Below are 13,304 nucleotides of genomic sequence, written 5' to 3'. Positions count from 1 at the left end.
CGTTGCTCACAAGCAAGCAAACCTAGCCCATTTGGGATTGCAAATAATTTTGGAGACCAATTTTTTCAATCAGCCCCAACTGTTTTTCCAACCAGTAGGCATGGTCTTCTTCAGTGTCTGCTAGGATTTTCAGCAACAGATCCCGGCTTTGGTAGTCCTGCTCCTGTTCACACACCGCCATTGCTTCCTTGAGGTTGGCAATGACTTGGTATTCATAGTCCAGGTCGTATTGCAACATTTCCGGTACCGTTTTCCCCACCCGGATTGGATCCTGTTGGGAAAGGTCTGGGGTTTCTTCCAAAAAGAGAATACGCTCAATTAACAGGCTGGCATGGGCCGTTTCATCCTGCATTTCGTGATTAATCCGGTCATAAAGCTTTTCCAAACCCCAATCCTGGTACATACGGGAATGGATGAAATATTGATCCCTAGCGGCCAGCTCTCCACGCAGTAGCTTATGGAGTTGGGTGAGGACGGCGGGTTTACCTTTCATAAAAAAATCCTTGCAAGAATGGACAGCGGATAGAACATCCTAGCCACAAATCTAACCAGAAAATAGACCGGGCTAATCCAATTTTAGCCTCCCGACTGACCATGGGGCGCTAGGAAGTAGGGCAGCACTTGTCAGTATCCTTTTTCTGACTTTGATATTGGGGGCTGGGGATGCTTGTTTTGATTCTTCGTAACTTCCGGCGTCAAACACAACTAACGAAAGTACGCCATTTATCACCAGGTTCACATCCACCAACGGTGAGAGTGATTGATATCAACCAAAACATCAAAGCTCGGTTGATTTTTTCAAGACTTACACAGAGACAGTAAATAACTCTAAACTAAAGCAAATTTTGCCGTTCCCGTATGGCCAGGGCATGGGCTGGAAAATCCTCGTAATCCGCTAGGGTAGTGACCGTTTCCTTCACCCCAGCAAAACCTTCAGCCGTTAAATAGGCTAGGGTAGAACGCTTGAGGAAATCGAACACTGACACCGCCGAATAGGAACGGGCAAAGCCCCCCGTGGGCAGCACTGCATTGACCCCAATGGCATAGGTCGCTGCCGAAGAAGGAGTGTAATTACCCAGCAAAATTTCCCCGGCATTGTCGATTTTGCCCACCAACTTGAGGGGGTCCGCCGTCAACACCTGCAAATGTTCCGGAGCATAATCGTTAATGAAATCCAAGGAAGCTTGCAAACTGTCAGTGAGCAAAATGCCGCCATAGGAGCCTAAACCATCTTCGCAAAACTTTTTCCGCCAGGGAGGGAGTTTTTCCAGGTATTCCCCTAAATAGCCCAGCGCCTTTTCCGCAAAGTTTTCACAGTGGGTCACTAACAACGCCGCCGAGTCGGAGCCGTGTTCCGCTTCGATCAACAAATCCAACGCCGCCAGCCTGGGGTCAGTGGTTTCATCAGCTAAAACAATGGACTCGCTGGGCCCTGCCGGTAAACCCACATCGACAATGCCGGATAGTAATCTTTTAGCCGCCGCACCGTAGACGCTACAGGGGCCAATGAGTTTATCCACCTTGCTGACCGTTTTCGTGCCGTAGGCGATCGCCGCTAGGGCCTGCACACCGCCCAATTTATACACTTCATCCACTCCGGCCATGCGGGCAGTAACCAAAGAAACCGGCTCCACTTTACCTTCTTGATCTGGAGGGGTACAGACCACAATTTTTTTCACCCCCGCCACCCTGGCCGGCACCGCCAGCATCAGCATCATAGAAGGGAAAGCCCCCTTACCCCTGGGCACATACAAACCCACCGTGGGGAGAGGCGTAATTTTTTCCCCCGCAAATACCCCCGGTTCAATCTCCGCTAGGTGCATGGGGGGGGGCATTTGCCCAGCGTGGACTTTTTCAATGTTGCGAAAAGCATGTTCCACCGCCCGACGTAATTGGGGGTCCACCAACTTTTCCGCTTCGGCAAATTCCGCTTCACTGACCCGCAAATTGTCCGCAGTGGCTCCGGCAAAGTCAAACTGACGGCTGTAATGCAAAACCCCCGCATCTCCCTCCGTCCTCACCTGCTCAATAACGTCCTTGGCGATCGCCAGTGCTTGGTCAATGTTTTGTTCCGAGCGACGTTTGAGTTGGATTAATTGTGGGGGGGTAAGGTGCGAGAGCTTAAGAATACGAGTCACAGATCCCTCTCCGATTGGGGGCAAGGGCGGCAAACCTACATACCGGGTAGATTCAAACCGCTGGTTAACTCTTCCATTTTAGAGCGCATGGTTTCCGTAGACTCAGCATAGGCTGCTTTCATCGCTTCGGTGATGGACGCCGATAGCCCTTCCACGCCTTTTTCGAGGGCACTGGGATCAATTTCAATACTGAGGGGTTCTTGGTTACCACTCATCAACACCGTCACCAATCCATCGGCACTTTTGCCAGGAATTTCCATTCTTTCCAGCTCTTCCTGGAGTACTTTGGCCCCTTCTTGAACCTGTTGGGCTTTTTGGAAAGCTTCCTGTAATTCCTTGATTTTACCGAGGCCGAATCCGAAGCCTTTGCCTTTACCTTGTGCCATGGGAATTGATTTCTAAGTGATTAAACAAAAGTTGTAGTTGAGCAAGCGGCAAAATTGCTGAGGTGCAAACAAACAAAGCCCCAGCTAAAGCCTGTCCGATTATATCCCACCGTCTCCGCCATCTTATGGGCCAACGGCAGGGGCAAAAGAAGCCCCCCATAAATGAGAGCTTCCCCCCACGGCGATCGCCAAGGGTGCACATCAGACATTGAGCCTTAGGAAGCCAAGGCCACTTCCAACATTTCCTGCAACTCACCATTTTGATAGAGTTCAATCAGAATGTCGGAGCCACCCACAAACTCACCATTGACGTAAACCTGGGGGATGGTGGGCCAATTGGAATATTCCTTAATACCTTGACGAATTTCCGCATCGGCCAACACATCTAAAGTTTCAAATGGAATGCCCAACATATTGAGAATTTGCACCACATTGTTGGAAAAACCACATTGGGGCATCAGCTTGGTGCCCTTCATAAAGACCATCACCTTATTGGTGGTGACCAACTGATCAATTCTTGCTTTCGTTTCCGGATTCATTAGATAACTCCTCTTCAAGGACAAATGGGGGATGGGTGCGAGTTTAACAACTTCAATGTTGTTTAAATATTGCCATTTTACCCCTCAATTCAAATTTATAGAGTCAATTTTCGAGGGAGGGGAAAAACCTAGGCAGTCTGCCGGGCCACGGTCCAGGCTTCTGGAGTAAAGGTTTTCAGCGCCAGGGCATGGATTGCTTCCGAAGCCAAAGCATCCTTGAGGGCACCATAAACCATTTGATGTTGTTTAACCCGGGATTGGCCAGTAAAGGCGGCGGACACCACCACCGCTTCCAGGTGATCCCCTCCCCCCAGGTCATTGACCATCACTTCGGCATCGGGTAGGGCGGCTTGGATTTGTTGTTTGACTTGATCGAGGCTAATCATGATTATTTCTAGCAATGGGCCGGGGCACAGGGCAAGTATGGTCCCCAAGGTAACTATCTAACTACTGTAGCTGAAAGGTTCAGCCCCCAACATGGTGGGAAAAATTTCGTTGTTTAACTGTTATTTAACTGTCCCATGGCTCGTCCCCAAACCAGAATAGTTAATTTAACTTGGAAATAGAGACCAACCCCTGCGTTAAGCAATTTAGTACCACTATGTTAATTGCCCGTCAGAGGAAAAAACTAAATTCTTTTGCAACCATGACCCATTCTCCCTTGGCGATCGACCCGGCTGTCATTGGCCCTTCCCAGGTTTCCCCCTGGTTGATCAAATTGATTTATCCCCTGGGCACGAAGTTTTTGCATTGGTATTTTGGACCGATCGCCATCCATGGTCAGGAGAATTTACCCACCAGTGGTCCGATCATTCTAGCCCCTACCCATCGTTCCCGTTGGGATGCCATTTTGCTCTCCCTAGCCGCCGGTCGGAACGTAACGGGCCGAGATCTGCGTTTTATGGTGGCGGTAACGGAAGTACAGGGCCTACAGGGATGGTTTATTCGCCATCTAGGGGGATTTCCCATCGATGTGAAAAGACCAGAAATCAGCAGTTTGAGCTACAGTGTACAGCTACTCCAAGCAGGGGAAATGTTGGTGATTTTTCCTGAAGGGGGCATTTTTCGGGATCAACACACCGTCCATCCCCTCAAACGGGGCGTTGGGCGCATTGCCATGGAAGTTTGTAAGCAAAATCCCGACACTGACATCAAAGTTATTCCGGTGACCATCGCCTATAGTGACCCTTACCCAGGCAAAGGAACGGCGGTGGAAATTAATTTCGGCCAGGGCATTGCCGCCAAAGACTACGACCCCAGTACCATCAAGGCTAGCTCCCAAAAACTTACCCGTTGTTTGGCCCATAGAATGCAGAACCTTTACGGTTCCGAGAATGCCTCTCTCTGTCAGGCGATCGCCGCTTCATAAATTTCGCCAAAACGGCTAATGGGGGAAGGGGCCATCATGATAAGATTTACCGTAAATTAAGATTTTATTCTTTGTCAGTCAGGAAACTCAAATAATGGAAACAATTTATTTGCTCGCTAAATTGCCGGAAGCCTATCAGATTTTTGACCCCCTGGTGGACGTTCTGCCAATCATTCCCCTCTTCTTTCTGGCTTTGGCCTTTGTTTGGCAAGCGGCGGTTGGTTTTAAATAAACTGGCGATCGCCCCTGGGGCTTGTCATTTTACCTGGTCGCTTAAATAAAATCATTTGACCACAACTAAGCTGATATCCCCAAGTTGTCCCCCGTTGGCCATAGCTGGGGAATTTTTTTGTGGGGGCAATGCTCCTTTTGTCCTGCCTTGACCAAGACCAACGGTAAACCTCCTCCCCATAGTGGCCCTTTTTTAACCATGGATGTTCGTTTCATTTCCCTCACCAAACCCGAAATTGTCATTGACGGGGAGCCCCTTTCCCCCGAGGGACTAATTGCCTATTGCGCTAGGGTTTCTAGTCCTAACCAGGAAAACCCCAACTACACTAAGCTGTTGCAATTTTGTATCCGGGAAGGCCATTGGAGCATTTTTGAAATGGTGGATATGACCCTGGAAATTACCACCACCAGGGCGATCGCCCCCCAAATTTTGCGACATCGGTCGTTTTGCTTTCAGGAGTTTAGTTTAAGATACTCATGTGCTACCGAATATGAGTGCTATGAAGCCCGCCGCCAGGATGTGAAAAACCGTCAAAATTCCCTCGATGATTTTGATGAAAACACCAAGCAATGGTTCAACCAAGCCCAGGCTGACGTGTGGGATAAGAGTTATCAACTCTATGAAGAGGCCTTAACCAAGGGCATTGCCAAAGAATGTGCCCGTTCTATTTTGCCCCTCAATACTGTTACCCGTTTGTATATGAAGGGCTCTGTGCGTAGTTGGATCCACTACTTCAGTGTCCGTTGTGACCAGGCCACCCAAAAGGAACACCGGGAAATTGCCTTGGCGGCCCGGAAAATTTTTATGGAGCATTTCCCCACGGTGGCGGCGGCCTTGGAGTGGTAGAGGAAACACAGGCGATCGCCATTAGATAGTCAAAACCTGTTTTTCACTCCCCTAGGAGAATGGGCAACTGCAAATGATTTTGAGTTGTTCCATTGGTAACCAAAGCCAGGGTAATAATTTGTTGCTCGACTAAATTTGCCAAAACTGCCTCCTGACCAGTGCCAGGATTTACTCCATAGGCTGGAAAACTTGCCCCCGCTAAACTGATACGCAGGCGATCGCCAACGGACAGAGTCGCACATATTGCCTGGAGAAAAATTGCCAACGTGGCTTGTTCTTCCAAGATAGTACAATAACCATGGCTGAGGGCCCACACTTCCCCTGTGTTGCTAACCTGAGACAAACTCACTGCCACATCAAAACTAGGGCGATCGGATGCCACCATGAGTAAAATTTGGGGCGTGCCGCAGATAGTTACCCTCTCCTTCAAGGGCTCAGACGTGTAGGTAACCACATCACTGCGATCATCTACTAGGCTTCTTTCCTTCACCCCTTGGGGATAGCCGCTATGCCCCCCCCAACTGGGTACAGGTCGCCAGGGATCGTGGACCCATACATCGGTAATGCCGGTGGTTAATTTTTCGTTGGGGGCCGTCGGGGTCAAAGTACTGCCCTGGGTGGTGCCTAAACCGGAACATTGCAAAAACCAACTTTGGGACGTCGCAGGCCAGTCAGCTAAATATCGCCATTGTTTAGTGCCCAGGTCAAATAACTCCAACTTGGCCTGATTAAAGCGGGGTTCTTGCCCCTTGAGAAAATGATCAAACCAGGCCAACTGCAACTGATCCACCGCACTGATGGCAGACTCACCATAATTTTGCCCCCCGACCCGACTGCCCCAGGGAAAATGGCCCCAGGGCCCCACCACCATTTTTTGCTTAATATCACATCTTTCCAGCGCCCCATATAAACGCAAATTGCCCCGCAGATGGGGATCAAACCAACCGCCAATTTGTAAAACGGGAATGTCAGTTTTTGCTCTGATTTGCCACCGTTTATCCGGCGATCTCCGTTGCCAATAATCCGACTCCGGAGCTTGACTAATCCATTGGTGGTAAAAGGAATCCGCTGCCAACTCCCCCAGGCGATCGGGAAGGGCTGGTTGAAGATCAGAAAAATCGTAACTTTTAGCAAGGCTCATTAATTGGTGAAAAGTTTTCCCATCTCCCCGACGTTTAGCCGAATCCGCCGCCAACTGTAGGGCCCAGCCGAGGTTATTTTGTAGGCAAAAAGCTCCATTCTCATAGCCCCAATCCCGGTACAAATCCCAGGCAACCATGGCCGGGCAAATGGTTTTCAAACAAGGGTAATGATTGGCCGCAGCGTAAAGTTGGGTCATGCCCTGGTAGGAAAAGCCATACATGGCCACAGAGCCATCACATTGGGGCAACTGGGAAACCCAATTAAGGCAATCTTCGCCGTCTTCTACTTCGTGGGCGAACAGGTCAAACTCTCCCTGGGAACTGCCCCGACCCCGCACATCCTGGATGACAACTAAGTAACCCTGGGCAGCGTACCAATGGGGATGGCCATACACCAGGGTGGATGCTAAACGACGGCCATAGGGTTGGCGCATCAATAGGGCCGGCCATGGCCCGCCGGAATTGGGATAGTACAGATCACTGTCTAAACGAATCCCGTCCCTAGTGACCATGGATTGGCAAATGGGTTTGATCACATGCAAAATAATTAGAGCAATGCTTCAAACTCTTGGCGGAGCACTTGGGTATTAGCAACCCGTGCCACCAGCAGAGTCGCCTCACTAAAACTGGCCATTTCCTGTCGCCAGGTTTGGATATGGGGTTCGTGGTGTAGCCAAAAGTTAACCATGGTTTTAACCACTGCATCCCAGTCCCAATCAGGCTTTTCGGGAATTAATTCCGTGGCTTGGATCAGACCGTCCAAAGTGCATTCGGGACTGCCTAGATAGGCCATACTGCGGCGGGGATTATTTTCCACCTCTTGTTGATAGTTAAAAAAGGTGAAAACCGGCGTTACCCCCAAAATGTCAAAGGTATAGTGCATAACAAAAATTTCGCCTCGCGGCAACAACAACAATTCCAGAGCTCCCCAAAGTGATGGGTCTTGGCCACAATAAGAACTTTTCCCAAAGGGATTGGCAGATCTAGACTGCCCAAGTCCAATTTTGTTGCCCTCAATGGTAGCGCGAAAATTTTTTGCCGGTGTGACAGCACAGAACTGTGTACTTAATTTATAAATGTAATAACATTTATCCCGAAAGTCATTTAACCTTAGAGCGTGTTTGAAAAGCCCCCCTGACCCCAATTTTTTTGAGGAAACAGAGTCAAAGTCCCCCAGTATTGCCGGAGCTTTAGGGGGCAAAATAAGACTTTACAAACAGGCTCTTAAGAACTTTTTACATTTACTGTTCTGTCCCCACTACATGAATTAATAATTGAAAATTTCATTTTTTTAGACATCACTATCCCCACTGCTTTTTCTTTTAATCTCCATGGCGCTTTTGGTGCCACCGCCAGGCGTGGTCGATAATGGTGTGTAAATCGGGGTATTGGGGATTCCAGCCCAGGACATGTTTAGCCTTTGCACTACTTCCCACTAGGATGGGGGCATCACCGGGGCGGCGGGGACATAGTTGATAGGGAATATCTAGTCCGGTGACCGTTTTAGCAACTTCGATCACTTGCCGTACGGAAAAGCCATTACCGTTACCGAGGTTAAAGATATTGCTTTCCCCTCCTTCTAGTAAATATTGCAAGCCTAATACATGGGCGATCGCCAAGTCACAGACGTGGATGTAGTCTCTGAGGGCAGTACCGTCGGGGGTGTCGTAATCGGTACCGAAAATGGCCAGTTGGGGACGTTTTTTCAAGGCAGTTAAGAGGGCCAGGGGGATAAGGTGGGTTTCAGGGTTATGGTCTTCCCCCAAACGTCCCTGGGGGTCCGCCCCGGAAGCATTGAAATAACGGAAGATGACTGATTTTAAGCCGTAGGCTTGGTCAAAGTCGGCCAAGATCTGTTCCACCATGCGTTTACTGGCGGCATAGGGACTAAGGGGATCGATGGGATGGCTTTCTGTCATCGGAATTTCCTTCGGCATGCCATAGACCGCACAGGTAGAGGAAAAAACAAATTTTTTAATATCCGCCGCTAGCATGGCTTCCAAGAGGGTGAGGGTACCCACTACATTGTTTTGGTAGTAAATGTCAGGCTTTTGCACCGATTCCCCCACCGCGATGAAGGCAGCAAAGTGCATGACAGCGGCAATGTCCCTCGTAGCAAAAAGTTGGTCTAGTTTTTGCCGATCGCCAGTGTGACCAACCACCAATTCCACTCCGAGGGATTGCACTAGTTCCCTGTGACCGTAGCTGAGGTTATCGTAGATAAGAACGTCAAAGCCTGCCTGTTGTAGGGCCAGCACCCCATGGGAGCCAATGTAACCCGCCCCTCCAGTGACCAAAATTGTTTGTTGCGTGGCCATTGTCGACTATTAACCCTAGCTGTTGCCTCGCCTAGAGCATACCATTCTTGACCTTAGCTTTTTATGCCATCTGCTTTTTCCCAGCCATCTGCGTCCACCTCCTCTGTTAATGCCCTAAGCGGCGATCGCCAGGAAATATTTCCCCTTTCGCCCCTGATTAAAATTACCCTTGTCAATCTCTACCTGGCCCTGACGGTCCCGCTGCCCATTTTGGCCCAGCTCACCCAAGGTAATACTGTCCTTACCCTACTGTTAACCGTTGGGCTAATGGTGGGGCTAATCGCTCTGGTGGCAGCCTTAGCCGAGGAAGTGGTACTCAATCAGGAGGAAATTGCGGTGCGTTATCCCCGCTGGGTACCCAAATTTTTCCGATCCGGTTGGCAATTATCTTGGTCCGATGTCACTGCGTTGAAATGTCGCACCACGGGCCAGGGAGGCTTAGTTTACTATTTCCTTACCCCAGCTCAAGACAAAGCCTATCTTTTGCCCATGCGGGTGGCGGGCTTTAATCGGTTGACCCAACTGGTGAGCGAACATACGGGCATTGATACCCAAGATGTGCGCCCCCTCTCCCAACCATGGATGTACTTATTGCTACTACTCTTTACTCTGATGCTCTGGAGCAGTGAGTTGGCGATCGCCTTGTTGCTGTGGAGTAGCCCTCCCCTGGCATAATCTCAGCAATTTTGGTTAAAATATAAACAAATGTAAAGGATATTCTCAGAAAACTTTATTTAACCAAAGCCCATTTCATCACTATGATCAATCCCCAACCGGACGAAAAGGAACTACTCAAAACCATCTTAGAGCCTCTATTGGAGGATTTTGAGCACTGGTTTAGCCGCTCCTGCCAGCTATTAGAAAGCCAGCGTTTGGCTTTTTTCACCCCAGAACAACAGCAAGATCTGCTTGACCGGGTAAGACGGGCGCGGGATGAAGTGAGGTGTACTAAATTAATGTTCCAAGCCACCGGGGAGCAGGTGGGAGTTGAGTTTAGTGTCCTGGTCCCCTGGCATAATTTGGTGACAGAGTGTTGGCAGGTAGCCCAGCGCCATCGCCAGATGCAGGCCGCCTGCTAGGAAAGCAAAAAAGCGAAAGTCAATGTAGTGACAATGTTTAACAACATACGGTCAACGGTGAGGAGTGGGGGTTGTTGATTTTCGATAATTGTTGACAGTCACCGTCGATTTTGAAACTCCTCTGTGGCTGGTCAAGCAAGGTGGTCAGATTGTTTGATTTCATCGAAGGTTTCCGTTGCGGCCCTACTTGATGCCTAAAACCAGAGTCAGGCTAGGGGAGGAGGGAGTTTTTCATCAAATCCCGGATCAGGTTATCCCGCACCATGATTTGTTGCATGGTTTCCAGTAAATAGTTAACGGTCTGCTCCCGGTCTAGTTCTTGATATTCCTGTTGCAAACACTGCAGTTGAAATTTCTGCTCTAAGGATAGGTTAAAGGCTTCGTTGTTGATCATGGCGATCGCACTCCTGAAAGAATGGGGCGGTCAAAAATTGTGAATAATGGCTAAGAAAGCAAGCTAAATTTTGTGCTTGGCTGTGCTTAACCGAGGGGCTCCAGGGGAGCTTGGCGCATTAAGTCCCGGATGACGTTGGATTTGATCATCAACAGTCGGGAAGCCTGCACTAAAAGTTCCAGGGCTTGCTCCTGGCTGATGTCGGCGGCGGCGTCCTGCATACGGCGGAACTCAAACATCTGCTCAATGGTGAGGTCGAAGGATTCAGGTTTCATAGCTGTTGCCCTCCAAGGCGGTTACCTTTCTATTGTAAACAAATGTAACAAAAAGTTGACCTGATTAACAGTATCTGCCTATACAAGCTTGCCCAAAACGGCGGGCCAACCTAGCAACCCCGAGGAAAAAATGGGGTTTGAAGTCGCTGATTGGTCAAAATTGGGGGCGCCCTGCATATGTGGTCTGTTTTAGCAAGGGCTTTTGAAAAAAAATGCTCAATCTGAACATCTCCCTTGGCGATCGCCGATTATGACGGTGATGATGCGGGAAAGCCTTACTCTGACTGACAAAAATTTTTCACCGACATTTAGGCACTAATTTTTTCTGTTAATCGATCACATTAATTTCTTTAATCATTCCCCGTCTTTAATTTAGTTTTTGGCTCGTTGAATGGAGAATTTGACTAAACGTTTCTGAGTTCGAGGTATCGGCCCAGACCCATCAATAATATTTTGATAATTATTTTGACAATTTGTTTTCTTTGAATGCGGCGACTCCTATGGTTACATCCAAGAAAAAATGGTGGAGCGAAGTTCTATAGGGTCGGAGTTGATGAAAATAATGCAGAGAAAAGGGTCAATTCAGGTTTCCCGTTCCAATCTTTCCATCATGTCTTTGGCTTCCTTGAGACCACAACCAGTGAGGGAGCGGCAGATTTTGATCGCCTCAATTTTCTTGCCTTGCCTTAACAGTGCCGTAATTTCTTTCTTCTCACCGTCCGACAGTTGCTGAATAGTGTCTCTTGAATTAGTAAAATCTTTGCTAATTGTGGGTGAACCTCCCTGGAAAAAAATTGTTAATAGAAAAATTATTACTAGCACTACCAATATCAAAACTACAGTCATGTCCATACCTCTTTTTCTGATTTATTAAGTTACTTGCAAAAGATTTTGCCATTGCCCACCCCCTAGGATAAAACTAACTCTGTTTGCACCGTGCCAGCCCTTTCAGCTTGGGCAGTGATGGTCAACTTTTCTCCAGACTGACCCTTAATTAGCCAAGTTAAGTGACAGCGATAATCAATTCCATTGGCTAAGGAAGATTTCGTTTTATTGGAACGTCCTTCCAGATGAGGTAATTCCTGGTGAACTTTGCCGGTGATTAGGGTCATGCTATCCGGCTTTTGTAAGCAAACTTGAATGGGGCGCACCGCTTTTCGTTCCAGCGCTTTTTGACTAGTGTAGGTGGGTAAAAAACCTTGGTTTTCCCATTGCACTGTGATTTGGTAAATATTTTCTCCCTGGGCGGTGATTTCGGTTTTAGCCACTGCTAAGCAGGGGGACATCAGGGCATGGGTGAGGGCAAAGCGAAACTGTTGCTCGCAAAGTTCGGGCAAAAACTGGGCCGGGGCATTTTGCCACATGGTTTTAAAACTCCAACCGCCAATTTCCACCTTACCCAGTTGGGGATGGTCAAAGGGTTGCCAATGGACAAAACCCTCGCCGTTCAAGGCTTGGTCATTCCATCGCATTAGCTTGTAATCATCCTCCGGGGGATGCCAACGGAACCATTCGATTAAATCTTCTTTTTCAATGCCCGCCGCAGTGGGAGCATCCCAAAGTTCCACTGTAAAGCCAAACCAACCGTAGTGATCATAGGCATAATCATCCATCACCCCATAGATGACTTCCTTGGGATGGTAGCGAAAATCGTGGTAGGCGGAAATGCAGTTATAGCCGGTTAATTCTTTGCCTTTTTCCCCCAGAATTTTGTACACATTTAAATCCTCTACGGGTAAATTTTCATCTGCTTGGGAGGCGTAGGGACGCAGAATCACGGCGGAATAGGTGTGGTAGCTAATGAAACCGTTAATATTGCGATGCTGTTGCCAAAATTCCGCCTCTGCCCTAGTTTCCGGCTCAGAAAAAGGAAAATCTCCGGCCCCCTGCTGTTGTCCCTCCGGGGCCCATTGGTGGGGATAGTTGCGGTTAAAGTCCAATCCTTCCTGGCTGGGGGCGAGGTCAAACTCGTAGCCGTCATAGTTGCGAATCAGACCCTCTGGCAACAAAGTGTAATATTCACCGCCAAATTCCTCTGGCGATCGCCCGATCATGACTCTGGGGTCTTGGTCAGAAATTTTCCAGGCCCCACAGGGATCAGGAAGGCGCATTTGTAAAATTAAACCGTCACCGTTGACATCCTCGGGGTATAAACCATCCCGTTCTTCGGGGTAGGGGTAGGGTCGCACACTGGAACGTAACAGGTAGGGGGTAGTTAAATATTTCTCCGCCCCATCCATGGCTAACCGGGGCAGGACGTAAACTGTGTAATTGTCGAGCAAGTGGGTAATTTGGGCATCTTCCTCATACTTGGTCATCAGTTGATGCAGGCAATACAAAGCCACCGCCGACCCCGTTACCTCTCCGGCATGGGTGTTGGCATCGATCCAGTAACCGGGTTTATGACGATAGTCCCCTGTGGCCTGATTAGTGGCGATCGCCACCCAAATGTTTCTACCAGCATAGCTTTGGCCAATGGTTTGCACCGTTAGCAAGGAACCGTAACTAGTTTGAAGTTGTTGCAAAAACTGGTCTATTTCTTTGTAGGTGAAATAGTGGCTGAAATCGAAAGGGGGAACGGTCATG

Annotated in this window: 18 protein-coding genes; 5 read left to right on the top strand and 13 right to left on the bottom strand. The window is 48.8% G+C overall.

Annotation, left to right across the window (positions count from 1 at the left end; translation table 11 throughout):
- Positions 1-22: 22 nt before the first annotated feature.
- The 6 genes from bfr to H6G45_RS08595 all read right to left on the bottom strand — a co-directional run bounded on the left by bfr (position 23) and on the right by H6G45_RS08595 (position 3,449).
- Positions 23-493 (bottom strand): bacterioferritin, encoded by a 471-nt coding sequence (gene bfr, locus H6G45_RS08620; protein WP_190598045.1) that lies wholly within the window; start codon positions 491-493, stop codon positions 23-25.
- Positions 494-833: 340 nt separating this feature from the next.
- Positions 834-2,138, bottom strand: coding sequence for a histidinol dehydrogenase (gene hisD, locus H6G45_RS08615; protein ID WP_190598044.1), 1,305 nt, complete (start codon positions 2,136-2,138; stop codon positions 834-836).
- A 35-nt stretch (positions 2,139-2,173) separates the two neighbouring features.
- A complete protein-coding gene (locus tag H6G45_RS08610; RefSeq protein WP_190598043.1) occupies positions 2,174-2,524 on the bottom strand; it encodes a YbaB/EbfC family nucleoid-associated protein in 351 nt (116 codons plus the stop codon).
- A gap of 20 nt (positions 2,525-2,544) precedes the next feature.
- Positions 2,545-2,733 carry a hypothetical protein gene (locus H6G45_RS08605; protein WP_190598042.1) on the bottom strand — a complete coding sequence of 63 codons (189 nt, stop codon included), beginning with the start codon at positions 2,731-2,733 and terminating at the stop codon, positions 2,545-2,547.
- Positions 2,734-2,739: 6 nt separating this feature from the next.
- Entirely contained in the window at positions 2,740-3,063 is a 324-nt protein-coding gene (grxD, locus tag H6G45_RS08600; protein ID WP_190598041.1) for a Grx4 family monothiol glutaredoxin, read from the bottom strand.
- A 128-nt stretch (positions 3,064-3,191) separates the two neighbouring features.
- Positions 3,192-3,449 carry a BolA family transcriptional regulator gene (locus tag H6G45_RS08595; protein WP_190598040.1) on the bottom strand — a complete coding sequence of 86 codons (258 nt, stop codon included), beginning with the start codon at positions 3,447-3,449 and terminating at the stop codon, positions 3,192-3,194.
- A gap of 260 nt (positions 3,450-3,709) precedes the next feature.
- Between H6G45_RS08595 and H6G45_RS08590 the strand changes: the two genes are divergently transcribed.
- The 3 genes from H6G45_RS08590 (at position 3,710) to thyX (ending at position 5,510) form a co-directional block, all read left to right on the top strand.
- Entirely contained in the window at positions 3,710-4,432 is a 723-nt protein-coding gene (locus tag H6G45_RS08590; RefSeq protein ID WP_190598039.1) for a 1-acyl-sn-glycerol-3-phosphate acyltransferase, read from the top strand.
- A 94-nt stretch (positions 4,433-4,526) separates the two neighbouring features.
- Positions 4,527-4,664, top strand: a complete 138-nt coding sequence (locus H6G45_RS08585; protein WP_028948731.1) for a photosystem II reaction center protein K — start codon at positions 4,527-4,529, stop codon at positions 4,662-4,664.
- Between the two features lie 198 nt (positions 4,665-4,862).
- Positions 4,863-5,510, top strand: coding sequence for an FAD-dependent thymidylate synthase (gene thyX / locus H6G45_RS08580; protein ID WP_190598099.1), 648 nt, complete (start codon positions 4,863-4,865; stop codon positions 5,508-5,510).
- Positions 5,511-5,553: 43 nt separating this feature from the next.
- On the opposite strand, the gene H6G45_RS08575 is transcribed toward thyX, so the two are convergent.
- The 3 genes from H6G45_RS08575 to galE all read right to left on the bottom strand — a co-directional run bounded on the left by H6G45_RS08575 (position 5,554) and on the right by galE (position 8,970).
- Positions 5,554-7,188, bottom strand: a complete 1,635-nt coding sequence (locus H6G45_RS08575; RefSeq protein WP_347338255.1) for a CocE/NonD family hydrolase — start codon at positions 7,186-7,188, stop codon at positions 5,554-5,556.
- 11 nt (positions 7,189-7,199) lie between these two features.
- Positions 7,200-7,535 carry a hypothetical protein gene (locus H6G45_RS08570; RefSeq protein ID WP_190598037.1) on the bottom strand — a complete coding sequence of 112 codons (336 nt, stop codon included), beginning with the start codon at positions 7,533-7,535 and terminating at the stop codon, positions 7,200-7,202.
- Between the two features lie 439 nt (positions 7,536-7,974).
- On the bottom strand, positions 7,975-8,970 hold the full coding sequence (gene galE, locus H6G45_RS08565) for a UDP-glucose 4-epimerase GalE (protein WP_190598036.1): 996 nt from the start codon (positions 8,968-8,970) through the stop codon (positions 7,975-7,977).
- A gap of 63 nt (positions 8,971-9,033) precedes the next feature.
- On the opposite strand from galE, the gene H6G45_RS08560 reads away from it, so the two are divergent.
- Positions 9,034-9,645 (top strand): hypothetical protein, encoded by a 612-nt coding sequence (locus tag H6G45_RS08560; protein WP_190598035.1) that lies wholly within the window; start codon positions 9,034-9,036, stop codon positions 9,643-9,645.
- Positions 9,646-9,728: 83 nt separating this feature from the next.
- Positions 9,729-10,049, top strand: coding sequence for a DUF2605 domain-containing protein (locus H6G45_RS08555; protein WP_190598034.1), 321 nt, complete (start codon positions 9,729-9,731; stop codon positions 10,047-10,049).
- A 211-nt stretch (positions 10,050-10,260) separates the two neighbouring features.
- Here the strand turns inward: H6G45_RS08555 and H6G45_RS08550 are convergent, their stop codons facing one another.
- The 4 genes from H6G45_RS08550 to H6G45_RS08535 all read right to left on the bottom strand — a co-directional run bounded on the left by H6G45_RS08550 (position 10,261) and on the right by H6G45_RS08535 (position 13,303).
- The gene (locus H6G45_RS08550; protein WP_010872581.1) at positions 10,261-10,443 is read right to left on the bottom strand and encodes an NblA/ycf18 family protein; all 183 of its coding nucleotides are present in this window, start codon (positions 10,441-10,443) and stop codon (positions 10,261-10,263) included.
- An 86-nt stretch (positions 10,444-10,529) separates the two neighbouring features.
- On the bottom strand, positions 10,530-10,718 hold the full coding sequence (locus tag H6G45_RS08545) for an NblA/ycf18 family protein (protein ID WP_190598033.1): 189 nt from the start codon (positions 10,716-10,718) through the stop codon (positions 10,530-10,532).
- Positions 10,719-11,300: 582 nt separating this feature from the next.
- Positions 11,301-11,564, bottom strand: coding sequence for a 50S ribosomal protein L7/L12 (locus H6G45_RS08540; protein WP_228017159.1), 264 nt, complete (start codon positions 11,562-11,564; stop codon positions 11,301-11,303).
- A gap of 62 nt (positions 11,565-11,626) precedes the next feature.
- Positions 11,627-13,303, bottom strand: coding sequence for a M14 family metallopeptidase (locus H6G45_RS08535; protein WP_190598031.1), 1,677 nt, complete (start codon positions 13,301-13,303; stop codon positions 11,627-11,629).
- Position 13,304 lies beyond the last annotated feature (1 nt).

It is taken from the genome of Synechocystis sp. FACHB-383, assembly GCF_014698605.1.
Lineage (GTDB): Bacteria > Cyanobacteriota > Cyanobacteriia > Cyanobacteriales > Microcystaceae > Synechocystis > Synechocystis salina.
The sequence above is the reverse complement of the archived record's forward strand: the minus strand, read 5'-3'. Positions and strand labels throughout refer to the sequence as shown.